The following is a 24,725-nucleotide window of genomic DNA, read 5'->3' on the forward strand; positions in this document are numbered from 1 at the left end:
CTTCCGCTTCCGGGTGTCTCACTTCCACTACCAGGAGTTTCGATTTCATCACCTGGGGTCTCGCTTCCGCTTCCCGGTGTCTCTATTCCGGGAGTCTCGCTTTCATCACCGGGAGTCTCACTTCCGCTTCCCGGTGTCTCACTTCCGGGAGTCTCGCTTTCATCGCCCGGTGTTTCGCTTCCGCTTCCGGGAGGATCATTCTCGCCAGGCGTTTCTTCTTCCACAGGATCCGGTAAAGGTGTCCACTGTGCATACAGGTTTTGGATATCTGTGGAGCTTATAATATCTTCCTTTGTAACTTCATCTCCACCCTCAGAAGCTGTAAACCAGCCAGCAAAATCGTAGCCATCCAACGTGGGCACTCCGCGTTCTTTCATAACTGATGCAAAGGAATCCCCGAAGTGTGCGGACAATTCTTCATAAGGTTTATCTGTCCCTTCTGCATGGAATGCAACTGTAACCGTTGCTATCTTCCACTGTGCATAGAGGGTGTGATTATTTGCATTTCCAACTACAGAGTTAGCAGTAATAAGTGTCTTATAGCTGCTTTCAAGATACCAGCCGCCAAAGATATAGCCTGTCCTGGTTCTGCTTGTAGGTAGTCCTTCATATTTTCCGTTGTATTTCACGGTGATGGTATCAGAGGTCGAACTTCCATCGTCAAGCGTTACTGTGATAGACTTTGCAGTCCAATGAGCGTACAAAGTCATATTACTGTATATCTTTGTTGAAGAAGTTACTTTATTTCCGCTTGTCTTAGCGTCATACCAACCATCAAAATCATATCCATACATGGATACAGACGGCAGTGTTCCAATGGCAGTTCCATATGTAACGCTCACAGGATCAGGCGTAGGCGTTCCACCATTTGCATCAAAACTAACTGTGTAATTTATAGCTGTCCACTTTGCATAAAGTGTATGGTTATTGGCATTCCCAACCACAGAGCTTGCGGTAATTAGTGTCTTATAGGTGCTTTCAAGATACCAGCCGCCAAAGGTATATCCTGTTCTGGTTCTGCTTGTAGGTAGTCCTTCATATTTTCCGTTGTATTTCACGGTGATGGTATCAGAGGTCGAACTTCCATCATTCAAAGTTACTGTTACAGTCTTTGCAGTCCAATGGGCGTACAAAGTCATATTACTGTATATCTTTGTTGAAGAAGTTACTTTATTTCCACCTGACTTAGCGTCATACCAGCCAGCAAAATCATATCCATACATGGATACAGAAGGCAGTGTTCCAATGGCAGTTCCATATGTAATGCTCACAGGATCAGGTGTAGGCGTTCCACCATTTGCATCAAAAGTAACTGTGTAATTTATAGCTGTCCACTTTGCATAAAGCGTATGGTTATTGGCATTTCCAACTACAGAACTAGCTGTAATTAGTGTTTTATAGCTACTTTCAAGATACCACCCACCAAAGGTATAGCCTGTCTTTGTTCTGCTTGTGGGTAGTCCTTCATATTTTCCGTTGTATTTTACAGTGATGGTATCAGCGGTCGAACTTCCATCATTCAAAGTTACTGTTACAGTCTTTGCAGTCCAATGAGCGTACAAAGTCATATCACTATTGATTTTTGTTGTTGTAGTAACTTTATTTCCGCCTGTCTTAGCATCATACCAACCATCAAAATCATATCCAGTCCTGGATGTGGTCGGAAGTGTTCCAATGGCAGTTCCACCTGCTATGGTCACAGGATCAGGTGTAGACGTTCCTCCATTTGCGTCGAAGGTTACTTTGACATTCTTTGAAATCCAATGAGCATAGGCAGTTGTCGGTCCTGTAAGAACAGTATTCTTATCAATTACAGTGCCACCACTTTTTTGGGTATACCAACCACCAAAAGTGTACCCTGTAAGAGATACACTGGTCGGCATTTTCACAATTTTTCCTTCATAAGTGTATGTGTCACTATAAGTAGTAGAGACTTTTGCACCATCAATTACACCTTCAAAAGTTACTTTGTAAACCTTTTTGACGTTTGCATATGATTTTGCAGTACCATTTGCTACAGGTGGCTCCAAATATCCCAGATATTTTTCATTTCTAACATGTGTAGTTGTATTTGTTTTAAACCCGGGAACATTAAATTGATGGCTTTTAAAATCCTCAGTTGTCCTGTTGAAATAATCATGAGAAAGCATATTGTAGTACAGAGCACTGGAATACTTTTCCTGATCGTCCCAAGTCACATCAACTTCGTAATAATCTGAATCAAGTTTTACAACACTCCAGGCATGACCACCGCCATTACCAAATCCGGCAACAACATGCGATTCAATTCCAGCCTTTTGAAGAAGCATTTTGAAAGCTTTTGAATAACCATCACACACGGCACTTCCATCAACGAGCGCACCATAAGCGGTATGTGCCACATCATATACCGAATTATTATCCGCACATTCATGATCATACTCAATCTTTTTAATCAGAGCATCATGAATTGCCAGTTCTTTATCTACATCACTACCGGATAAAGCAATACTTGAATAAGTATTGGAAAGAGCATTCTGAAGTTCATCTTCCATAGCGGCAATCTGACTTCCCGTATAATCAGATCCGCGTCTAAAAAAGCAATAATATGCATATCTTACTGTCCCGCCTGAGCTGGAAGAAATCACTACATGAGCCGGTAAGTGCAGCATTCCTTCCAATTCTTCCGGATGATCAAAATTCAGCGCATTACGGACAGATGAAATATCAACATCATTTAGATACTTAGTACCTTCATAAACCAGACTGATATTGCCACTTGAAATACCATTAAATGAAAAACCACTTACTGCATCTTTGTCTGCCCTGGCCATGCTCAGTAAAGCATCATAAAAAAGCTTGTCATTACTACTAAGTTGATTGTAATAATAACTGGTCCCTGATGATGCATTTCTGACCCTGGCTCTGCGAAAATTTGAGCCGACCAATTCATTATATTCTTCCTCCGACAGCTTTATTTCCTCTACTGTTTCACTACCAGTCTCAGAATAAAAGTCACCGGTTGGCATAGTTACTGATATGTCATTAGCTGCATTAGCACTTATCATACCGGAGTTAAGGAAAAGTCCAGCAAAAATAAACGTAATGATCCCAGATAAAAATCTGCTCCTATTTAAAAAGCGCATAAGCATCCCCTCATAATTATGCATTATCGTTTTTTAAAACATTTCCACGCTCAATTATATCAGCATCATCTTTATATGGAATAAAACAAGTTGTAAAAACTCATTACATTTGTATAAAAAAAATATAAAGAGGCTGACTCATACGAGTCAGCCTCTTTAGGAGTATCTAACGATTCACATTTTGTTCTTTTGATATTCCTCAAGCAGCTCATTTTGCAGAGTTTCATTGCCTATAGCTCTTAGAATATCGTCATTTCGATTCTGTGCTTTTAACCAGGAATAAAGTGCATCAATTTCTTTTATACCTTCTGTACGGCCTTCTTTACGACCTTCTTTCAAGCCCTCACTAATACCTTCTTCGCGGCCTTCATTTAGACCCTCACGATATACTGTCTCGGTTTCTGTTTCAAGTACCTGTCCACCCATGATCTTCTCAGCCTCCTCTCGAACAACTTTCTTGTTGCTGGCAAGTGCCATTATCACTTTCTTCGACATTTCAATGATTTTGCTATACGTCCTTGCGCTGATTTTGCCCGCTTCATAACGCTCCCGAAGCTGCTCATAAATCTCGCGATATCTGATATTGAAACTGTCGATAAAGTCCTGATTTCCCGCTTCTATTTTATCAAATTCAGCCTCGAAGTTGAACAGATAAAACGGAATGAGAAAGTACAGTTCCCTGTCGAGAATATCGTCACATTTGTAGTTCTTCAGCTTTAGAATTGGCACCTGATAGTTTACATGCTTTTCACCCGGAACATTAACCGTAACTGTCATGAAATCCGGCGTGCTTGATGTGCTTCTAAGGTACAAAATCCCGGATTCGGGAAGATTTACGCTTAAATGATCCGTGGAAAAATCGCTGCTTGCCTTAATAGCTATCTGAACATCATATTCGAACATCCTGATGATCATCGATCCATCCGATGTACTCTGACATTCCAAATGGAAAAGCCTTCTTACTCCGTCATGTCCTGTAATCTCAATTGCAGAATCCGTGATCTTCTTGTCCTGCTCGCCGCCACCCTGGTTTACAAAATATGTGTCATTCAAAGGCTTAACTTCTTCATCGCCTTCATAGTGAATCCCTGGGAACATTTCATTGATAAGGCGTAACACCAAATCCTTGTGCTCAATCACCAATGTTCTGAAAACATCATCATAAGGGCTGCTTCCATAAGATACGTTTTCTTTGTTTGTAGCTACTTGTTGTTTCATATCTTCCTTTCATCTTGCTTCTTCGGGCAATAAAAGGAAAATCAACTCTGATAAGATATCATATTTTAGGTATGGTATCAACAATTATTCGTTGGCATGAATTTATCTTATTCCAATCGACCCACAAATAATGGGAAAACAAAGATTAAAGCCGCGGCTGTAAATTCTCATTTTTATAAGTAATTATCCACCTTCAAAGCCATTTACTAATATAACACCTAAACCTAAGCATACTTTTTAAGTATCCCAATAAGTGCATCATAAGATTTCTTGATTTTCTGATAAAGTTCCTCAGAGCCATCCAGTGATCCTGCCCTTAGAATCTCAGTAAGCTCCAGTACATCAGGCCGCATGCCATCGAGGGCCAGATTTCCTGTAACACCCTTGAGGGTATGGCAGCCTTTAAAAGCTTCCTCGGCATTCTTTGCCGCAAGCCCTTCTGTAAGTGCATTAAAACTTGAATCATTCAGGAACTTGAGCATAAACTTTTCCACAAGATCCTCATTCCCCATAAATCGTTCCTGAACATCCGACCAGTTAACACCCCAATCTATAAGTTCCTGTTTCATTTGTGCATTCATGTATTGACCCTCATAAAATTGTTTACATTCTATTACTTTCATTATATACAAAAAAAGAACTTCGCATACTAAAAACTCTATAAACAAAAGTCTTTAATATGCGAAGTGTGATTTTACTGATTCATTCCCGCAAGCTTCTCTGCCTGGCTTGCAGTTGTAAGTGCATCTATAAGTTCCTCAAGGTCACCGTCCATGATTGAATCAATCTTGTAAAGTGTAAGATTTATGCGGTGGTCTGTAACTCTTCCCTGATGAAAATTGTAGGTTCTGATTTTCTCTGATCTGTCACCGGTTCCTACCTGACTCTTTCTAAGAGCTGCCTCGGAATCGTGAGCCTTCTGCTGCTCAAGCTCAAAAAGCTTGGCGCGAAGGACCTTGAGTGCCTTGGCCTTATTCTTAATCTGGCTCTTTTCATCCTGACAGGATATTACTATTCCGGTCGGAATGTGCGTGAGTCTTACCGCTGAGTCTGTTGTGTTGACACACTGTCCGCCGTTACCGGAAGCACGGAAAACGTCGAATTTACAGTCGTTCATATCAATCTCGACTTCAACATCCTCCACTTCAGGCATGATAGCAACTGTGATTGTGGAAGTATGTATTCTTCCGCCTGACTCAGTCGCAGGAATTCTCTGAACTCTGTGAACACCGCTTTCGAATTTAAGTCTTGAGTAAGCACCGCTACCTGAAAGCATAAAGCTTACTGACTTCATACCGCCGATTCCTGTATCCTCGACGCTCATTGTCTCTATTCTCCAGCCATGTCTGTCGGCATATCTGGTGTAAACTCTGTACATATCTGCCGCGAAAAGTGCAGCCTCATCACCGCCTGCACCGGCTCTGATCTCAACGATAACATTTTTATCATCATTGGGATCCTTGGGGATCATAAGGAGCTTAAGTCTCTGCTCAATTTCAGGGAGCTCATCCTTAGCCTCTGCAAGCTCCTGTCTGAGCATCTCCTTCATATCCTCATCCGACTCAGAGGTTAAAAGCTCCTCACTATCAGCAATAGTTTCTTTGCACTTTTTATAATTTGTATACTCTTCCAAAATCGGAAGAAGATCACTCTGCTCCTTCATAAGAGCCTTGAAACGGTTCTGGTCTGAAGCCACTCCGGGCTCACCAAGTTCCATTGTAATGTCCTCGTATCTGCGGACCATATCTTCTAATCTACTAAACATAATTGTTTTTCTCCTTTATCTATGCAGTGCTAACCCCTCATCCGTCAGCTTCGCTGACACCTTCCCCCCTAGGGGAAGGCAAGAAAAGTATAAGCTTCGCTGACACCTTCCCCCCTAGGGGAAGGCAAGAAAAGTATAAGCTTCGCTGACACCTTCCCCCTAGGGAAAGGCAAGAAAAGTATAAGCTTCGCTGACACCTTCCCCCTAGGGGAAGGCAAGAGAATAAATGGGTTCACCATTTCCAAACCAAGCCAAGCCTCCCCCTAGTGGAAGGCAAGAGAAATGTAAGCTTAACTAACACTTATTATTCTCTCAAATTAAATCACACTGCATAGCTAATAGAAGCATCCGCTGACTACTCGGTCATTACCGCCGAGGTCCTTAATAACCTGTACATCTTTGTATCCGTTTTTCTCCATGAGGTCCTTAACTGCCTCGCCCTGATCAAAGCCGATCTCCAAAAGAAGGTATCCGCTTTTATAGAGATACTCCTTTGCTCCAGGCACTATTCTTCTGTAAAAAGCAAGTCCATCCTCGGTTCCGTCAAGAGCCATATAAGGCTCGTAGGTCTTAACCTCAGGCTCCAGAGTCTCGATTACCGCCGTAGGAATATAGGGCGGATTTGAAACGATAATGTCATATTTGCAATTATTAGGGAAAATATCGGCCTTCACTGCTTTGAATCTGTCAGCAAGTCCAAGCTTTTTTGCATTTTTTTCAGCAATCAAAAGAGCTGCATCAGACATATCGGTACCTACCGCATGTGTATCATTGCTGTACTTAAGAAGGCTTAGTGCTATGCATCCTGAACCGGTGCAAAGATCAAGCACGCTCATTCCATCATGAAGATATCTGAGAGCTTCCTCTGCAAGGGTCTCCGTATCCTGATTAGGAATAAGCACATTGCTTGTGACATCAAACTCAATGCCCATGAACTCAGCATTCCCGACTATATATGCCACCGGAATCCTTTCCATTCTCTTGGACAAAAAATCTCTGTACTTTAACTCTTTTTCCTCGGAAACCTCCATATCACCATGAGAAAGAAGTGTGTTATGGTTGGTTCCGCAGGCATACTCTAAAAGGAGTCTCGCATCAAGAGAGGCTTCCGGTACATTTGCAGTATTAAGTTTTTCCTCCCCCTCTTTATATAGTGATGCGTAATCCATTGTGTTTAATTCCTCTCTGGACAATCCGCACAATCACTGAGCGACATCATCCTCATCCTCGAATTTATATCCGAAGGAATCCTGTAAAAACTCTCTCCAGTCAAAAACAGCCTCAACAGACTTCATTCCAACCTCGATCATCTCATCATCAGGCTCTCTTGTTGTGAGCATCTGAAGTGCATATCCCGGAGCAGAAATGATTTTGATGATAATGTTGTTGCTGCGTCCCGCAAGTCTGATTATCTCGTAGGAGATACCTGCTATAACTGGAATAAGTGCTATTCTAACAAGTATTCTTAAGGGTATCGACTCAACCCTTATGAAAAAGAAAAGCACGATACTGACAAACATTACGAACAAAAGGAAGCTGCTTCCACATCTCTTGTGAAGTCTGGTGCTCTCCCTGACATTTTCAAGGGTAAGCGGCTTACCTCTCTCAAGACAGTTGATACATTTGTGCTCAGCACCATGATATCTGAAAAGACGTCTTATATCCTTCATAAGCGAAATAAGAAGTATATATGCTATGAAAATTGCAATTCTAAGACCGCCCTCGATAAGAACTATCACTGAATTATTCCTGATATGTCCGTTAAAGAGTGAACTCAGATAATAAGGAAGTATCATGAAAATTCCAATAGCAAGAACGAAGGCTATGATTGTTGTTATGGTAGTTGCAATCTTATCCTTGCTCTCAGCAGCTATCGGATCCTTTGCAGAAGCTATCTCCTCCTGCTCGAACATCGAAGCAGAGTAGTTAAGGGCCTTCATACCAAGAACAAGTGAATCCCAAAATGCGAAAACACCTCTGACAAAAGGTATATGGTTAAGTCCGAGGCTGTCACCCTTACCAAGATAGTGATCCACCTCAACACCAATCTCTCCATTTTCTTTGCGGACCGCAACGGCATACATATCCTTGTTGCGCATCATAACACCTTCAAGAACAGCCTGACCGCCTATTCCCGAGTAGTGGTTGATTTTCTTTTTTCTCATATTGCAACCTCCCAAATTTAGTGGTTGTGCATCCACAGTTATAGGAAATACGAATGATTTTCCTATTGTTACAAAAAAGAGGTTGAGACAAACGCCTCAACCTCTTTGCATTTCCAGTAATCAATCGTTGTTAGAAGTCATACCATACTTGCGGTTGAACTTATCGATACGTCCACGTGCAGCAGTTGCCTTCTGTGTTCCTGTATAGAAAGGATGACACTTAGAACAGATTTCTACGTGGATTTCCTTCTTTGTTGAACCTACTGTAAATGTGTTACCGCAGTTGCAGGTAACAGTTGCCTGATAGTACTCGGGCTGAATATCCTGTCTCATCTTCTCACCTCTTTTATATCAATGATTCTTAATATTTTACAAATATTATACTATAGTTGCAAAGCTGTTATATCACAACAGCTTGTTTATTGTAACATAATGTCACTATGTTCGCAAGGGAAAATTTATCGTGACACCTAATGTAAAAAAGCAAGTGAATAATTTAGGATTTTTTAATACAAAGTTATCTTTATATCCCAAAAGCTTTAGCTTTTTTTCGCAGTCTTTTCTTATAATATTATAAAACAACTAATGGCACAAATAATTTCTTATCGATAGGGGGACTTTATGGAAAAAACAAGATTTTTCAAATCTCTATGTGTAATGCTGCCGCTCTCCATGGCCATGCTCTTTCTGATGCCCTCAGAGGCTTTTGCTGCTTACGATGGAAAAAACTACAATCAGCGTTTCAGCAACAAATACCAGATCATTAGGCCCACAGGCTATGACACAAACATTACTGCCTCAGCTGGCGGAGGAAATACTGTAGTCTACATCAACGGAACAAATGGAGCAACTTACTCGGAATCCCTTACTTATGAAATTGCCAGAAACGTCATCCCAAAGAAAATCCGAATTCCTGTGGGAGAATATACAGACCTTAAGCTGTTTTTCGTAAACGGCGTGGTCAAGGTTGATGATCCGGAAGCCGAGGACGATGAAATTGTTGACGTCAGAGATCTGGCCTCCAAGGTAAACCTCAATCCCTATGATAAAACAATTTATAGCGGCTACGATGTAGATGCCTACGGCAATGAAAACTATTATTATTACAATGAATCAGGTGAAAAGGTATATGTTGGTTTTTATTCAAACCTTCCCTCTGCTTCGACCTGTGAGTATATCATGCGATTAAATGCACTGAAAGCAGGAAAGACCACTATAACCTTCACTACCACCACAGACGAAGGACGTGTCCTGCCCTATGAAATCAAAGTTACCGCAGTCGATACCACACCCTTCAAGTACATAACCTATGCCGGGAAAAGTCTGTGGTATGACAGTGAAATCGGCGCATCGAATAACAACTATATCTATAGCAAGAAAAGGCCCTTCTCACAGAAGAAATCAGGGAAACTGAAGATCAAGATGAACAAAAACTATAGTCTTAAAAAGATTGAAGTCGGCACTCTCTATGAAGAGGCTGCAGCTGCTCCATGGGGCGGAAATCCCGCAGACTATAACAAGAGCTATACTGATGACGAGGGCACAGTTATAACCACATCATACAACGGTGTTTCTCAGCGTCACGCTGTTGATCTAAACGGTGACGGAGATACCCTTGACACAATTGGTGGCATAAGCGAATCCTCAGTCATTTTCAAGATGAGACGGGTTTCAAATAACAAATCCTTTAAGCTTAGCAAAGTTGGTCCTCTTGACGATTATCAGTCAGGTACATTTTTAACCCATAAAAAGTACTCTGACGGCACAGTTACCGAGAGCACGGTTGAAAGCACAAGCCAGGAAGCCAACCTTGCTCCCACACTTTTAAGAGTAACCTTCTATGATAAGATTGAAAAACAAAACTACACATTTGAAACCATACTGTACAGAAGAATCAACAAATAAATCACTATAATAAATCAACGAAATCCGCAGGCAATGCGGATTTCGTTGATTTACTCAAAAATTGATAAATATCTTATTTCTTGATGAAACTAATAGGCGATGCAGTTTCATACTTTTTGAATGCCTCTTCAAATTCGAAGCTTGTACTGTTCTGGGCTTTACCATCGCGTATTCTTATGTAGCCCTTGTGCTTACTGAAGTTGCTGATCTTATCATCCTCGACGCCATATTTTATTATCACCTTTTTGCCTGTTGAATCCGGTCCGTAAACATAAAGGAAATGCTCACCTTTTAATATAAGACCATCGGAGCATATGGAGATAGGGTTCTTCGTAGTCTCTCCCTTAATAGTCTCCATCAGTTTCAGCTTACCATTTTGAAGTGACGATATATTGCAGGATGACAAATAGTAGTCATACTCCTCTGTACCATCCACCTTATCCTTTATATTGGCTGTAAGAATTGGTGCTATCTCGAAATTAGGATTTTTCCAAACATAATACAGATCATTTTCCTTGAAGGATTCTATGATAGTATCATAAAGTCCATAGAAATCAGCTCTGCATACCAGCTTGCCTCCTGAATACTTTCCAACTCCTTCATAGGTTATCGGATAACAGAGGGTAATTCCCGCACTTCTGGCGCTTGAAGCATCAAACATCGGCTCATCCATCACCCAGATTTTTCCATCGTATACATCGATCTGAACTATATTTTCGAGATACAGCTCAGGAGTTTTTCCATCAAAGGTATCATCCTCTGAAAGTGGCTCTCCCTCTGCTTTTCCATTTACATACAAGGTCGCCTTGCCGTTTACTATCCTGCCTTCCACCTGCTTTGCAATTTCCGTCAGATACATTTCAGGGTTCAGCAAGTATACCGTCCAGTCGCCTTTTTTATCAGTATCCGCAACAAGCATTAAATCCTCAAGATATCCTGTTCCATGGAAAAGTCTTCCCGGTTTATATAAAAGCTCGTTTTCTCCGTCGCCATCTATATCGCACTCTTCAAACCAAGGAGCATCACCGAGATAATTGATAGCAGGAACGCTTACTTCCAGATAATCTGATTTTCCCACCTTCAAAATTGTGTATCCAAGTTCGTCATCACTGGCATAAAAAACAGTAAAGTTTTCAGTTTTTCCGGTTAGCTGATAGTAGTCCTTCTTAGATTCATAGGCCATTGGAGAAAATGATACTATCCCTTCTTTCTCCGCATCATCCAGCATTTTCTTGGTTTTGCTATCAGGTTTGTACGGCTTACTCACTATATCCGGCATTTCCCCATCAAACAGAAACCACCCTTTATAGGTATCATAATGCTCAGTCATTGTCTTGGAATTATTTGTAGCAGCATAAGAATTAAATGAAGCAGTAGAAATAGCAACAACAGATGCCACCATTGCCAGAGCGGCAAAGGATTTCTTTAGATTTTTCATACTCATCCCCCATGAACATAAATATCTTTATTCTACGTATCTACTTTAGCTTAATAAAAATATGCCTATTCGTTTTTCATTTTTTCATTAACATATTTCTTAATTTTCGTTTTAAGTCTCTGCAGCGCATTATCGGTAGATTTCTCGTCCTTGCCAAGGACTCTCGCTATCTCCGTATAGCTCATGCCTGTAAGGTGGAGTTCGAGAACTGCCTGCTCAAAGCTGCTGAGGCCGTTTTCAATGAACTCCTCTATATCTCTGGTGTTTTCCTTATCAATGACCATAGATTCAGGATCCATATCATTCATATCCTCAAGAACCTGATCCAGTGAAAATTCCATGTCATCCTCGGGATTATCCATTTTGGCATAAAGAGAAATGTAACCGTTCAACGGCGCATGCTTTTTCCTGTTGGATGCCTGAATTGCAGTGTACATCTGCCTGGAGATGCAAAGGTCAGCGAAGGTCTTAAAGCTTGCATCCCGTCCCGGATCATAGTCGCGAACCGCCTTGAAAAGACCTATCATGCCCTCCTGAATAAGATCATCCTTATCCGCGCCAAGAATATACATAGATGCAGCCTTGGTGCGGACCATGTTCTTATACTTATTCATTATGTAATCAGTTACGTCAGACTCACCGTCGCGAAGCCTTGTGATAAGCTCCTCGTCAGTCTCATTTCCAGAGATATTAGCCATTTAGTTCACCTATTATTTTCCGTATCCTCCGCGCTGTCTCACGATTTCAAAGGCAAGAACTCCCGCTGCAACCGAGGCATTAAGGGAATTGATCTCACCCTTCATGGGAATAGCGGCGATCATATCACATTTTTCACGAACAAGCTTACTTACACCCGAGCCTTCATTACCGATAACAAGTCCGATTGAACCCTTGAGATCAAGATCATACATCGGGCTTCCGTCCATATCCGCGCCAACAAACCACATTCCGCGATTCTTAAGCTCCTCTATGGTTCTGGCCATATTGGTAACCTTAACTACAGGTGTATAGTTGAGAGCGCCGGCACTGGTCTTGGCTACTGTTGCAGTAAGACCGACTGCGCGGTTCTTAGGAATAATGACACCGTGGGCACCTGCGATATTTGCAGTTCTGATGATTGCCCCGAGGTTGTGGGGATCTTCAATATTATCAAGCAGGAAAACAAAAGGCGCCTCGCCCTTTTCCTCAGCAAGATTGAAAATATCGTCCATTTCAGAGTAGGAATAAGCAGCTGCATAGGCAATAACTCCCTGATGCGCTCCTGTTTCCGAAATCTGATCAAGTCTGTCTCGTGATACGAACTTCATCATGATGCCGGCTTTTTTGGCTTCTTTTCTGATAGTTGCTATGGGTCCGTCCTGGCAACCGTCAAGAACGAATATCTTGTCGATTGTTCTGCCGCTCCTCAAAGCCTCTATCACAGCATTCCTGCCTTCAATCGTAAGATTGCTGATGCCGTCCTCCTGAAGCTCATCATCTCTATGAAAATCTTCCCTGCCGGATTTTTCCTTTTTAAAATTGTCCTTCTTATGATTTTCGTGTTTAAAACTGTCTCTTTTGAAACTATTCTTCTTTTTGTCGTCTCTCATATCATTTCCTTTTTGGTATCTTTTTTACTTCCTAAGCAGCAATTGTAGCCTATCTTTCAATTACTTCAATTCCCTTTTTCAAAAGCTCGATAAGTCTTGGCATGTCACCTTTAAGATAAAGGTATCCGCAGAGTGCCTCAAGTCCCGTAGCCTTCCTGTAGTCATTAACGCTCTGATTCTTGGCGCTGGTGTATGACTTGGCGTTACGGCCGCGCTTGTAAACATCGGTTTCTTCCTCTGTAAGCAAAGGCTCCAGGAATTCTATTATCTTTGCCTGTGCCGCAGCGTTTACGTATTTTACCTTGATCTTATTAAGCTGTCCTGCAGGTCTGTTTGCCTCCTGGACCACGATGCTTCTCACGATAACCTCATAGACACTATCGCCCATAAAAGCCAGAGCCAGAGGGCTATATCTGTTCATAGGCTCTCCGGTGACACCAAAATTCTCTCTGACACTACCTGCCAGATCCAGGAACCCATCCTTATCTTCACAATTTGAATCCTGATTATCTTCTATAAAAATCGGATCGTTTTTTTGCTCTTCCATCTTTAAACTTTGTCCTTATTTCTCTTCCTCTGCCTGATTTGCGCAGCAGCATCCGCCTGTCGGTGCTTCTCCTGTCTGATAAGTCACGTTTTTTGTATAAAACTCTATGGGGCTTGCAAGAAGGCAGATTGCCTGAGCTGCTATGCCCTCGCCCGAGCCTGTAAAACCGAGGCCTTCCTCTGTTGTAGCCTTAACACTTACCTGTGCCACATCAATATCAAGGGCATCAGCTATATTCTGGCGCATAGTATCAATGTAGGGTCTGAGCTTAGGTGCCTGACACAAAATTGTGGAATCAATATTTTCTATGAGGTAATGATTTTCCTCAAGCATTTTTCCAACCTCAGAGAGGAGCTTTATTGAATCAGCTCCCTTATATTTTGGATCGGAATCAGGAAAATGCTTACCAATATCTCCCAGTGCAGCTGCACCAAGCAATGCGTCACTAATGGCATGGAGCAGAACATCCGCATCAGAATGTCCAAGAAGGCCCTTTTCATAGGGTATCTCAACTCCGCCGAGAATGAGCTTCCTCCCCTCCACCAATCTATGTACATCATAACCTTGTCCTATATGCATGTTAATTCCTTTCTATTGACGCCTGGGCGGTGTGTATATGTTTTTTTCACCTCATTGCTTACGCACAATCGGTTAAAAAAACATATACACACCTTTCAGGCTGGTTATTAAAACAATTTACAATTCAATTTTGTCACATAGTCTCCTTAATCAAGGAGGTTTCATAGCTGTCGTATAACCTCAAAATCGAGAGTTTTCATGTAGTCGTGTATTTATCTGATTCAGAGCCCCGAGCTTATATATCGGGATTGGACCGATTATGCGTAAGCAACGAGGGCAAATCCCGATATATAAGCTCGGGGCGACATTATTATATTAGGAACCACTCGACTGCGAAGACTACTGCGCAGGCAGCGACAGCAACGGTGAGGAGACTCTTCTGGCGAAAGGCCAAAATGAGGGCCACTGCAAAGCCTGCCACAGATGCGCGCATATCATCCGATGCATGTAATATTGCAGGGAATGTCATTGCTGCCAATGTCGCGTAGGGCACATAAAATAAAAATGATTTTATGAAGCGTGAGTTTATGTTCTTTCTTATTAAAGTCAAAGGCAGCATCCTTACAAGATAAGTTACCACTGCCATAACCAGTATATAAATGTATATGTTATGCATCTACCACTTCCTCCTTCCCTTTAGGTGCGAGGATTGCAGCAGCTGCAGCGATCACAACCGTAACTATTATAATTCTGAAGCCCGAAGAGATAGTGCTGAGCACAGGCATATATGTAAAAAGTGTACTCATGGCCATCGCTCCGATAACCACCATCATGAGAGCAGCATTTTTTCTGGCATCCGGGATGATTATCGCAATGAACATACCATAAATCGCAAGTCCAAGTGCACTTATAAGTCTGTGGGGCATTATCTCGCCTGCAAAGGCTCCAAGGAAGGTTCCAGATACCCATCCAAAAACCGAGCAGATTATAAGGCCATAAGAATACGCAGGCTTAAGCCTTCCTTTTCTCATGACACTAAGCGCAAAAATCTCGTCCGTAACTCCATACGCCACAAGGCATCTGGACAGAGTGCTCTCTTTTGATGAAAGCTTCTGTGACAGCGCCGTACTCATCAGCATGTATCTGATATTTACTACAAGCTGCAGCAGTGCCATCTCAGCATATGCAGCATTTGTAGCTATAAGATCAAGGGATGAAAACTGTCCCGCACTCGTCACATTTGTAAGAGACATAAGTGATGCCTGAAAAACAGACAAACCGGCTTCCGATGCCTGAATTCCAAATGCAAAGGATACAGCAAGATATCCAAGGCATACCGGAATTGCATCCTTAAGTCCCCTTTTGAACTCATTTTCTTTTTTCATGTTACTCCTCTTATAAAATCCCGGAAATTATCCCTACTATCTCGCAATTTCAAGATAATTAAACGGCACTTAACTTACCATATTAAAGACTTCTCGTATAGCCTCCTCTGATGCGCCTTCTATACTTCCCTGTACCATGGCAGGCTTTCCGCCGCCGCGTACATTAAAGCTCTTTTTAAGCTCAGCAATAATATCATTGCTGTTGAGGCCATCCCCGCTTCCAATGATAAACCTGAAACCATCAGCTTCATTTCCAAAGAATATTCCGCAGAATCCTGCTCTCTCGCTGACAAGTCTGTTCACTACTCTTCTTATAACATTAGGGTCTGAGTCCTTATCTGCAAAAAGGCAGACATTTTTTACTCCCTCAGGAAGCTTGTCTGCTTCGATATTAAGCAGCTTCTCCCCGGCCTCGGAAAGACTTCTCTTCAAGGAAGCTATCTCTTCCTGCTGTTTGTGGACTATTGTAGGGATGTTATCTCCGGAGGTTGAAAGCTCGCCTGCAAGCTCCTGGATCATGGAATGCTCACCGGACAAAAACTCAAGCGCTCTTTTTCCGCAAAGGATGCTGACTCTGGTTCCTCCCTTATAATTCTGGAAGCTCACAACCTTCAGGATGCCGATCTCGCCTGTTCTTTTTACGTGAGGTGCGCAGCAGGCGCATACGTCGTAGCCGTCGACCTCCACGATTCTGACCGCCCCGATTAGCTCCTTCTTACTGCGGTAGTCTATATCAGAGAGCTCTTCCGGTGATGGATAAAAGGCCCTGATTTCACGGTTTTCATAAATAGCCTGATTTACAGAGAGTTCTATATCAGATATCTCCTCAGGTGAAAGCTGCCCGCTGTAATCCATGGTAACTATGGAATCACTCAAATGAAATCCCACATTGTCATATCCGAATTTTGAATTCACAATGCCGGAAAAAATGTGCTCCCCGGAGTGCTGCTGCATGTTGCTGAAACGGTGGCCAAAGTCTATCCTTCCAAAAACCACGCTATGCGCTTTAAGCTCACTAGTCACAAAATGAAAAATCACATCATTCTTAATCTGGACATCCTGAACCTCAATGGCCGCTCCTTTACCTGCACTTACGGATTCAGGGATAGTTCCATGCTCTTCAAATGAAGCTGATTCTTCATCGGAAAACGGAATAATTATTCCTTTATCAGGAGTCTGTCCGCCCTCTTCCGGGAAAAACAGCGTCCTGTCAAGGACCACTTTAAAGAGCCCTTCCTTGTCTTCAACCTTTTCACAGCTTACTACCTTCGCGGTGAACTCGGTAGAATATGCATTTTCATCGTATAATTTTATAGTTTTCTCGCTCATAATATCTAATAATACCACAATTATGAAAAAACAGGACAATCAGAAATTCTGACTGTCCTGCTTTGAAACCAGTGTATCCAATATTTCAAGCACTTTCGCAAAATACTGCTTTCTGCTCTCATCATCTGCATTAAAAATCTCATGCCTTGATTTTTCAAAATGAATAAACTTCGCATCCGGTACAAGCTCGGCAAACTTAGTGTACCCCTCGGGATTAATAAGGTGATCCTGCCCTGCGGTAAATACTGTAATCGGAATTTTCAGGGAAGGCGCTCCCTTCATGATCCTGTCTGTCACCTTTAGACTCGCCAGGGCCCATCCGATTGATGCGCCATAGGTCTGATAGTGCCAATCCTTTTTCCTCATCTCAAACATGTAATCGTAGCGCGCTTTTGAAAGCGTACTGCTATTCTCAAATACCGGCGTAGGATCAAAGTGGCGCTGTCCGGGGGCGATTGTCTTGCGCTTCCCAAATAGAAATGAATAAATACTAAGCAGCTTTATAAGTAATGGCGATGTATTGTTTTTCATTTTAAGCATCGGCGAGCTTAGAATAGCAGCATCGAAGTAGTTTTTATATTTTTCCAAAAACAGCGTCGACACCGCTCCTCCCATGGAATGTGCAAGAAGGATTTTCTTTAAACCTTCAGTCTCAGGGAAAACCACTTTATCAAGGAAGCTCTTAAGGTCCTCTACATAGGTATCATAATCATCTATGAAAACCACATCCGGCTCTTTAAGCTTACCCTCGGAATATCCGTGTCCTCTCTGCTCCAGAAAATAAACCGCATAGCCCGATTTGTAGAGATACCACGCATACTCATGATATTTTCCGAAAAATTCGCAAAAGCCATGGACAATAGTTATCACCGCCCTGGGGGCTTCTGGTACGGCACAGTAAAACCTTAGCTTCGTTCCGTCAAAGGAGCTAAAATCCCCCTGCTTAGTGGAGGTATTTTGCCACTGCAGATTTTCACTCTGCATCACTTCAAGAAAATCATCTTCACCAAGAAAATCAATTTTGTTCATAAATCTTCCTTGCCTTATCCGGATAATTGGTTATAACAGCATTAACACCAAGCTCTCTGCATCTCAAAAGTGCACTTTCCGAATTGACCGTCCATACATTCACATCGATTCCAAACATATCGCAATCAGCCATAAAATCAGGATATTGCAGATTATAAAAAGCGGGATGCAGCGCGTTTACTTCATTTTCGGCAGCATAACCGGGCATATTAAGAGGCCCGTCAGCATACAAAAAGCCAACCTTCGCATCAGGATCAATCTCCTTAATCTTCATCACCGAATAATGGTTAAACGAGGAATAGATCACTCTGTCCTGAAAGCCCTTCTTTTTCGTCAAGGCTACGATTTTTTCCTCAAGATCAGGATAAAAAATCTCTCCGGTTTTAAGCTCAATGTTAATAGTAAGCCCTGTGGGATCAAGAAGTTCAAAGACCTCCTCCATCGTAGGAATTTTAGTTCCTTCAAAAGCAAGATTTCCATTACAGAAATCATATTTCAAAAGCTCATCATAGGTGTAGTCCTTAATAAATCCTGCACCGGTGCTTGTCCTGTCGATTTTTTCATCGTGACATACAACTATCACATCATCCTTAGTGAGCTGAATATCGAGCTCTACTCCGTCAGCTTTCATGTCAGCTGCAAGCTTAAAAGATGGAAGTGTGTTTTCTGGCGCGTGGCCGCTTGCTCCTCTGTGCGCCCATATAAGTGGATTGCTCATATTATTCCTTTCTGCCGCCCCTCATCCGGCACTTCGTGCCACCTTCCCCCAAAGGGGGAAGGCTTTAATTTCTATTCTTCACGTGCCACCTTCCCCCAAAGGAGGAAGGCTTTAATTTCTATTCTTCACGTGCCACCTTCCCCCAAAGGAGGAAGGCTTTAATTTCTATTCTTCACGTGCCATCTCCCCTCCATCTGAGGGAAGCTTTAAAGTGTACTACTCATAGTTTTCTTAATTGCCACCTATTTTGTGTCAGTTTACTCAATAGCATTATTACGAAAATCTGCTGGCGTGCTCCGGATTCCAGAGATTTTCATATTTAAATCCGGTCACCTTTTCGCATATCTTCTTTTCTTCCTCTGTTATTACCGATGTAACCTCGCCCTTTCTTCTGGCAATTTCCTTCTGAACGATGGCGAATTCTTTTCCGGTAAGCGGGAATATCACAGCAACGACAAAAAGAAGTGTAATAAGAATTGCAGGAACCATGATATAGATCATCGAAATTCCGTGCTGCGTCGCAACGCTCTGTCTTGCGCCCTGGTTTGCAAGCACTTCATCATAGCCTACAGCAGATAACAGGAATCCTATTACTGCCGCTGATACACCTGATGATATCTTTCTCACAAAGGTTGCCATGCCGGATACGATTCCGGGCCTTCTGACAGAGGTAATGAGCTCATCAACCTCAGCCATATCCGCCATTATCGCAAATATGCTGGTGAGAGTTGCCGCATTTCCTATACCAATAAGCGCTGTCATTGCCAGGATAGGAACGATATTTGCTCCTTCGTATGAAAAAGCGAGAAGTCCAAGTGTTCCTAAAAGTCTTACAGGAGCACCGATAAGAATCGTGGTTCTCTTGGATGTGTGGCTCATCACAGGGCCCCAGATCAGCATACCTGTCAACTGTGAAATCAAAAGCACTGCCATCAGATATGTGAAATATCCGTTTGAATAGCCGTTAAGCACATCATCAACATAGTACACAGCCATACCGGACACGAAATCCATGCCGCACTGCCCAAACAAATACAGTCCCAGGAAAAGCCTGAAGGATCTGCTCTTTAACACACTTACAGACTGAGGAAAGCTCTCTGCAAGCGTTGTTTTTACAGGTTCCTTTTTCTTCTCCCAGGTTCCAAGGAAGGTTACCATGGATGTGATGAAAAACAGAATACTGAAGATCACCGCACATTTAAGATACAATGCCGTATTCAGATTATCTGTGATGATGAAGGTCGGCACCAGGCCGCACACCATTGATCCCAGGGTTGACCATATCATCCTCACATTTGAAAATCTGGCACGCATGGTGTAATCGTCCATCATGTCAGGCAAAAGCCCATTGTACGGCACCATAAGAATAGTAAAGCCTGTCGAAAACAGACAGTACATAATCAGATAAAAGATATAAAGAACTACCACTGACTTTGTGGGAATTGTCAGCCACAAAATAAGGAAGGTCAGCGCTGACACAAAGCCACCAATCAGAATGTAAAATCTCTTCGGTCCAAACTTTGATGTGGTCCTGTCCGCAATATTTCCCATCATGGGATCCGTCACGGCATCCCACACCTTTCCCACAAGAGGAATCGTTCCCGCAAGTGCGGTGGGCATTCCAAGCGCCTTTGTCATGAACACAGCAAAAAATGTGTTAATAATGACAAAAGCTCCCCCATTGTAAAACTCAGCCATTCCGAACATCATTCTGTGAAGAAAGTTATAGTTCGGTTTTCTTCCATAATATTCCATTGTTTTATACCCCTTAAAGTTTTTTACCCTACATTTAGTATAGACTCCCTCCGGGTTTCGTTCAATGAAAAAGGGACGCCTCATCGCAGGCATCCCTTAATAAAATCTTATTTATTTAACCGGCTTTATACCTTATGCAAGTGTAAGCTGTGAAAGCTCACTGATTACGCGCTCTTTTACAATATCAAGCTTGGACTCCATTGAGTAAGCTATCTCAGAATAAAGAAGCTTCTCAGCGATTCCGAGGTATTTCTCATCCATTGATGCGAACTTCTTACCTTCTGCAGCTCTTGTAGCCTTAATCTTGCGAAGAGACTTAACAAGACACATCATCTCCGGAGCCTTATTTCTCTTGATAACTTCAACGATAACGGCCTCAGCCTTCTTCCCCTGAGGAATATCATAAACCTCAAGCTCATCGATCTCATCGATAAGCTCCTCAGCCTCGTCAGCATCAATAGCGTCACGCATTTTCTCCTCTGCTCCGTCAACCGGAACATAGAGAACCCCCTTGGAATCTATGCTGGATACCATGCTGTAGTACAGAGTTTCATTACCTCTCTCGAGAAAGGACGGGACAAGAATGTCTTTTACTTCACAAAGTCCATGGTTACCATAAACGACGCAATCTCCTCTACTCAGCATATTTTATTCCTCCTAAAACGCAAAACAAAAAACAAGGGCGACACTAGAACAATCATAGCAATTTCTTACGAAAAATGTAATATATTGGCCCGTTTTTTAAGAAAACCTTAAGAAATATACTCAGTTATAGAATCTATATATAACAAGATATATGGTCCTTCTTTTTCGCGCAATTTCTGCGAGCTGCGCATCCAAAGCGGGCGTTTTTTGTCGCAGACAAAAAAGAAGACCCGACGGAGGTATACTCTCGTCAGGCCGTCTTTGCTACAACAACTATATTAAGAAAGGAAAGGAGGAATTTATTACTCTTGAAACCAATTAAAGTGCTTCGCCCAGCTTCGTGTACATAAAGCCTGTATCCTGGCAAAACTTCTGTAGTGTCTGCCCATAGAGCTTCATGTAGGCATCCTCTTTATATTGCGCATCATGCGCAAGGAAAAGAATAACCTGTCCGCTCTTAAGGTCAAATTCGAAGTCGGTGGTCGGATCAAGTGCATCTATGTCCTTAAAGGACAGCCCGTACTTCTCTCTGCATACATCATCGCGGTTCTCCACATCATGAGCTTCCTGAATAATCTGGTTTTTGAATTTTCTCATGTCGTCAAGCTGATGGAGAACGATGAACTCTGCCACGGTAAGTGACGATATTTCGTATCCGCCAAGCTTCATGTCGCCGACAACTTTTCCAAAATCTATGGTCGCAGCTGCGAAAGGATCTACTTTCTGTCCACCAACGTCCACACAAAAAACCGCATCGTATAAGCTTTGATTCATACTCTTAGGCCTCCTGCACTCGCCGATACAACTTCCATAGTGTAATTATAGCACGCTGTCTTATAAACAATTCTTATAAATCAATAAAAAAACGCTAAAATTGTGCTGATTAAACGTTAGATAATGATTAAATCCTCGTCATCACAGTAATTAGCCGTGGAAGAGCTTCTTAGTCTGGTATTTGGGTTCGCAGGTGAGGTTGACTCCGAGTTTGTGGAAGGTGGATTCATCCACAGGTGAAAGGATAACGGTTGAGTGTACCTCTGCACCTCTGAGTTTGTCGACCTGTTCGAGAGCTCTCTTTGCCTGCTCATCTGTTGCGGCACAAATTGTGAGCGCAATAAGGATTTCACCTACATGGAGGTGAGGGTTGTGTCCGCCGAGCTGCTGCGTCTTAAGGTTCTGGATAGGCTCAATTATTGTAGGAGCGATGAGGTCAACATCATCAGGAACACCTGCCATTACCTTGAGGGCATTGAGCATCATGGCACTTGTTGCACCCATGAGCGCACTGGTCTTTCCGGTTACAACCTGACCGTCAGGCAGCTCGATTGCTGCTGCGGGAGTACCTGTAAGTTCAGCCTTTAAATTAGCTGCTGCTACAACAGGTCTGTCCTGAATACTGCAACCGGCTTTCTGCATAATAATCTCAAGTGTGTCAATTCTATCCTGAGAGCTGTCGCCCTTTCTCTTTTCACAGAGCTCTTTGTAATAACGTCTGATTATCTCCTGTTTTCCTGCTGCCTGAGCCGCCTCATCATCGATGATGCAGTTACCTGCCATGTTAACGCCCATATCAGTAGGTGACTTATAGGGTGAGTCGCCATAGATTTCCTTGAACATTGTGTTGAGAACAGGGAAAACAGCAACATCTCTGTTGTAATTAACAGTGGTCTCTCCATAAGCCTCGAGATGATAAGGATCGATCATGTTCATATCAGCAAGATCTACAGTTGCTGCCTCGTAGGCGAGGTTTACAGGATGCTGAAGCGGGATGTTCCAGATAGGGAAGGTCTCGAATTTAGCATATCCTGCCTTAACTCCATGTCTGTGTTCATGGTAAAGCTGTGAGAGACAAACAGCCATTTTTCCGCTTCCGGGGCCGGGTGCAGTTACAACTACAAGAGAGTGCTTGGTCTCAATGTATTCGTTTTTACCATATCCCTCCTCACTGATGATAAGCGGAATATTTGAAGGATAACCGGGAATTGTGTAATGTCTGTACACCTTAAGTCCCAATGATTCAAGCTTTTTCTGATAAGCGACAACCTGCTCTGTGCCGTCATATCTTGTAAGCACAACTGAGCCGACATAGAGTCCATAACCATGGAAAGCATCTATCAGACGAAGAACATCCATGTCATAGGTGATACCAAGATCGCCTCTCACCTTATTCTTCTCAATGTCGTTTGAGTTGATGACAATTACAATCTCAACATCCTCTTTGAGCTGAGTGAGCATGCGGATTTTTGAATCCGGCTGAAAGCCCGGTAGAACTCTTGAAGCGTGGTAATCATCAAAGAGCTTTCCACCGAATTCCATGTACAGTTTTCCACCAAACTTACCGATTCTCTCGCGGATCCTTTCTGACTGCATCTGCAGATACTTGTCATTGTCAAAAGCCTGTTTCATCATTATTTGTTTTCCTCCTGATTGTTCTCTATATGTCTTCTTCGAAGCTGGCCACAAGCTCCGTCTATATCTCTGCCCATCTCACGTCTGACCGTGGCATTTATGCGCCTCTTTTCCAGCATTCTCTTAAATGCCTGGACACGTTCAGCGGTGCTTTCTACGTAGTCTCTCTCTTTTATGGGATTCACCGGAATCAGATTCACAACGCAGTTCAGGTCTTTAAGTATACCTGCCAGTTCATCTGCGTCTTCATCGGTATCATTGACGCCACCCACAAGTGAATATTCAAAGGTAAGCTGTCTACCGGTTTTGTCAAAGTAATATCTGCAGGCGTCCAAAAGCTCATCTATGGAATACTGGTTTGCAATCGGCATGAGCTCCTGCCTCTTTTGCTGATTAGATGCATGAAGCGAAATCGCAAGATTTATCGAAAGCTCCTCATCAGCCAGTTTTCTCATATTGGGCACAATTCCGCAGGTTGAAATCGTGAGATTACGCTGTCCCATATTGAGACCGTTTTCATCTGTTAAAAGTCTTACAAACTTCAATATATTATCATAGTTGTCAAGGGGTTCGCCGCTTCCCATTACAACGACTCTGGAAACCTTCTCTCCGGTGTCGCGCATTATGGCATAGATCTGATCCAGTATCTCGGAAGGAGCAAGATTCCTCTCCACTCCGTCTATAGTAGATGCGCAGAACCTGCATCCCATGCGGCATCCAACCTGTGAAGAGACACAGACGCTGTTTCCGAAGCGGTATTTCATAAACACGCTTTCTATCAGATTGCCATCGGAAAGCTCAAAAAGATATTTCCTTGTTCCGTCAATCTTAGACTCCTGCACTCTTACGATTTTCAGGCAGACAAATTCGCATTCGGCGGTAAGCTTCTCCCTTAGGCCCTTCGAAAGATTGGTCATCTCTTCAAAGCTTCCGGCCTGCTTTTTGTGCATCCAGTCATAGATTTGCCCGGCTCGAAAGCCGGGCTCCCCCATGTCCTTGATTAAGCTTGTTAATTCGTCTTTGGTTAATGATTTTATATCTGTCATGTTGTTCCTATATTTCCCTCATCCGGCACTACGTGCCACCTTCTCCCAGAGGGAGAAGGCAGGAATAATTATCTACATTTTATGAGAATTAGTAATTCAAACATCTTTGTTTTATGAGAATTGGTAATTCAAACATCT

Annotated in this window: 23 protein-coding genes; 1 reads left to right on the forward strand and 22 read right to left on the reverse strand. The window is 42.6% G+C overall.

Going from position 1 to position 24,725, the window contains the following annotated elements:
* From G586_RS23670 to rpmE, 7 genes are all read right to left on the reverse strand, one after another.
* On the reverse strand, nucleotides 1-3,125 hold a 3,125-nt coding region (locus tag G586_RS23670), incomplete at its 3' end, for an InlB B-repeat-containing protein (protein ID WP_035773494.1).
* A gap of 174 nt (nucleotides 3,126-3,299) precedes the next feature.
* Entirely contained in the window at nucleotides 3,300-4,343 is a 1,044-nt protein-coding gene (locus tag G586_RS0117520) for a hypothetical protein (protein ID WP_026528747.1), read from the reverse strand.
* A gap of 224 nt (nucleotides 4,344-4,567) precedes the next feature.
* The gene (locus tag G586_RS0117525; protein WP_051204885.1) at nucleotides 4,568-4,924 is read right to left on the reverse strand and encodes an Hpt domain-containing protein; all 357 of its coding nucleotides are present in this window, start codon (nucleotides 4,922-4,924) and stop codon (nucleotides 4,568-4,570) included.
* A 113-nt stretch (nucleotides 4,925-5,037) separates the two neighbouring features.
* On the reverse strand, nucleotides 5,038-6,108 hold the full coding sequence (gene prfA, locus G586_RS0117530; RefSeq protein ID WP_026528749.1) for a peptide chain release factor 1: 1,071 nt from the start codon (nucleotides 6,106-6,108) through the stop codon (nucleotides 5,038-5,040).
* A 335-nt stretch (nucleotides 6,109-6,443) separates the two neighbouring features.
* Nucleotides 6,444-7,277, reverse strand: coding sequence for a peptide chain release factor N(5)-glutamine methyltransferase (gene prmC, locus G586_RS0117540; protein WP_026528750.1), 834 nt, complete (start codon nucleotides 7,275-7,277; stop codon nucleotides 6,444-6,446).
* 33 nt (nucleotides 7,278-7,310) lie between these two features.
* Nucleotides 7,311-8,273 carry a DUF1385 domain-containing protein gene (locus G586_RS0117545; protein ID WP_026528751.1) on the reverse strand — a complete coding sequence of 321 codons (963 nt, stop codon included), beginning with the start codon at nucleotides 8,271-8,273 and terminating at the stop codon, nucleotides 7,311-7,313.
* A 120-nt stretch (nucleotides 8,274-8,393) separates the two neighbouring features.
* On the reverse strand, nucleotides 8,394-8,606 hold the full coding sequence (gene rpmE / locus G586_RS0117550; protein ID WP_026528752.1) for a 50S ribosomal protein L31: 213 nt from the start codon (nucleotides 8,604-8,606) through the stop codon (nucleotides 8,394-8,396).
* Nucleotides 8,607-8,894: 288 nt separating this feature from the next.
* Here rpmE and G586_RS0117555 point away from each other — a divergent pair, with 288 nt between their 5' ends.
* On the forward strand, nucleotides 8,895-10,178 hold the full coding sequence (locus G586_RS0117555; protein ID WP_026528753.1) for a hypothetical protein: 1,284 nt from the start codon (nucleotides 8,895-8,897) through the stop codon (nucleotides 10,176-10,178).
* A gap of 73 nt (nucleotides 10,179-10,251) precedes the next feature.
* Here the strand turns inward: G586_RS0117555 and G586_RS0117560 are convergent, their stop codons facing one another.
* From G586_RS0117560 to rlmN, 15 genes are all read right to left on the reverse strand, one after another.
* Nucleotides 10,252-11,616, reverse strand: coding sequence for a hypothetical protein (locus G586_RS0117560; RefSeq protein WP_026528754.1), 1,365 nt, complete (start codon nucleotides 11,614-11,616; stop codon nucleotides 10,252-10,254).
* 65 nt (nucleotides 11,617-11,681) lie between these two features.
* Nucleotides 11,682-12,314, reverse strand: a complete 633-nt coding sequence (gene sigH, locus G586_RS0117565; protein WP_026528755.1) for an RNA polymerase sporulation sigma factor SigH — start codon at nucleotides 12,312-12,314, stop codon at nucleotides 11,682-11,684.
* A gap of 12 nt (nucleotides 12,315-12,326) precedes the next feature.
* A complete protein-coding gene (rlmB, locus tag G586_RS0117570) occupies nucleotides 12,327-13,205 on the reverse strand; it encodes a 23S rRNA (guanosine(2251)-2'-O)-methyltransferase RlmB (protein ID WP_081674448.1) in 879 nt (292 codons plus the stop codon).
* A 49-nt stretch (nucleotides 13,206-13,254) separates the two neighbouring features.
* Nucleotides 13,255-13,752, reverse strand: coding sequence for a Mini-ribonuclease 3 (locus G586_RS0117575; RefSeq protein ID WP_081674449.1), 498 nt, complete (start codon nucleotides 13,750-13,752; stop codon nucleotides 13,255-13,257).
* A gap of 15 nt (nucleotides 13,753-13,767) precedes the next feature.
* A complete protein-coding gene (gene ispF / locus G586_RS0117580; RefSeq protein ID WP_026528758.1) occupies nucleotides 13,768-14,331 on the reverse strand; it encodes a 2-C-methyl-D-erythritol 2,4-cyclodiphosphate synthase in 564 nt (187 codons plus the stop codon).
* Nucleotides 14,332-14,641: 310 nt separating this feature from the next.
* Nucleotides 14,642-14,947, reverse strand: coding sequence for an AzlD domain-containing protein (locus tag G586_RS0117585; protein WP_026528759.1), 306 nt, complete (start codon nucleotides 14,945-14,947; stop codon nucleotides 14,642-14,644).
* Complete coding sequence (locus G586_RS0117590) at nucleotides 14,940-15,656, reverse strand: AzlC family ABC transporter permease (RefSeq protein WP_026528760.1); 717 nt, start codon at nucleotides 15,654-15,656, stop codon at nucleotides 14,940-14,942. The genes G586_RS0117585 and G586_RS0117590 overlap by 8 nt, the downstream gene beginning before the upstream one ends.
* Nucleotides 15,657-15,725: 69 nt before the next feature.
* On the reverse strand, nucleotides 15,726-17,003 hold the full coding sequence (locus tag G586_RS0117595) for an alanyl-tRNA editing protein (RefSeq protein WP_242832051.1): 1,278 nt from the start codon (nucleotides 17,001-17,003) through the stop codon (nucleotides 15,726-15,728).
* Between the two features lie 21 nt (nucleotides 17,004-17,024).
* Nucleotides 17,025-18,014 (reverse strand): alpha/beta hydrolase, encoded by a 990-nt coding sequence (locus G586_RS23675; RefSeq protein ID WP_051204887.1) that lies wholly within the window; start codon nucleotides 18,012-18,014, stop codon nucleotides 17,025-17,027.
* A complete protein-coding gene (locus G586_RS23680; protein WP_035773495.1) occupies nucleotides 18,001-18,732 on the reverse strand; it encodes a glycerophosphodiester phosphodiesterase in 732 nt (243 codons plus the stop codon). Before G586_RS23680 ends, G586_RS23675 begins: the two co-directional genes overlap by 14 nt.
* Nucleotides 18,733-19,005: 273 nt before the next feature.
* Nucleotides 19,006-20,487 carry an MFS transporter gene (locus tag G586_RS23685; RefSeq protein WP_051204888.1) on the reverse strand — a complete coding sequence of 494 codons (1,482 nt, stop codon included), beginning with the start codon at nucleotides 20,485-20,487 and terminating at the stop codon, nucleotides 19,006-19,008.
* 132 nt (nucleotides 20,488-20,619) lie between these two features.
* On the reverse strand, nucleotides 20,620-21,132 hold the full coding sequence (locus G586_RS0117615) for a CarD family transcriptional regulator (protein WP_026528762.1): 513 nt from the start codon (nucleotides 21,130-21,132) through the stop codon (nucleotides 20,620-20,622).
* A gap of 318 nt (nucleotides 21,133-21,450) precedes the next feature.
* The gene (locus G586_RS0117620; protein ID WP_026528763.1) at nucleotides 21,451-21,906 is read right to left on the reverse strand and encodes a hypothetical protein; all 456 of its coding nucleotides are present in this window, start codon (nucleotides 21,904-21,906) and stop codon (nucleotides 21,451-21,453) included.
* A gap of 150 nt (nucleotides 21,907-22,056) precedes the next feature.
* Nucleotides 22,057-23,538 (reverse strand): DUF1846 domain-containing protein, encoded by a 1,482-nt coding sequence (locus G586_RS0117625; protein ID WP_334291277.1) that lies wholly within the window; start codon nucleotides 23,536-23,538, stop codon nucleotides 22,057-22,059.
* 2 nt (nucleotides 23,539-23,540) lie between these two features.
* Nucleotides 23,541-24,587, reverse strand: a complete 1,047-nt coding sequence (gene rlmN / locus G586_RS0117630; RefSeq protein ID WP_026528765.1) for a 23S rRNA (adenine(2503)-C(2))-methyltransferase RlmN — start codon at nucleotides 24,585-24,587, stop codon at nucleotides 23,541-23,543.
* Nucleotides 24,588-24,725 lie beyond the last annotated feature (138 nt).

The sequence above is a fragment of the Butyrivibrio sp. VCD2006 genome, assembly GCF_000423925.1.
Lineage (GTDB): Bacteria > Bacillota > Clostridia > Lachnospirales > Lachnospiraceae > Butyrivibrio.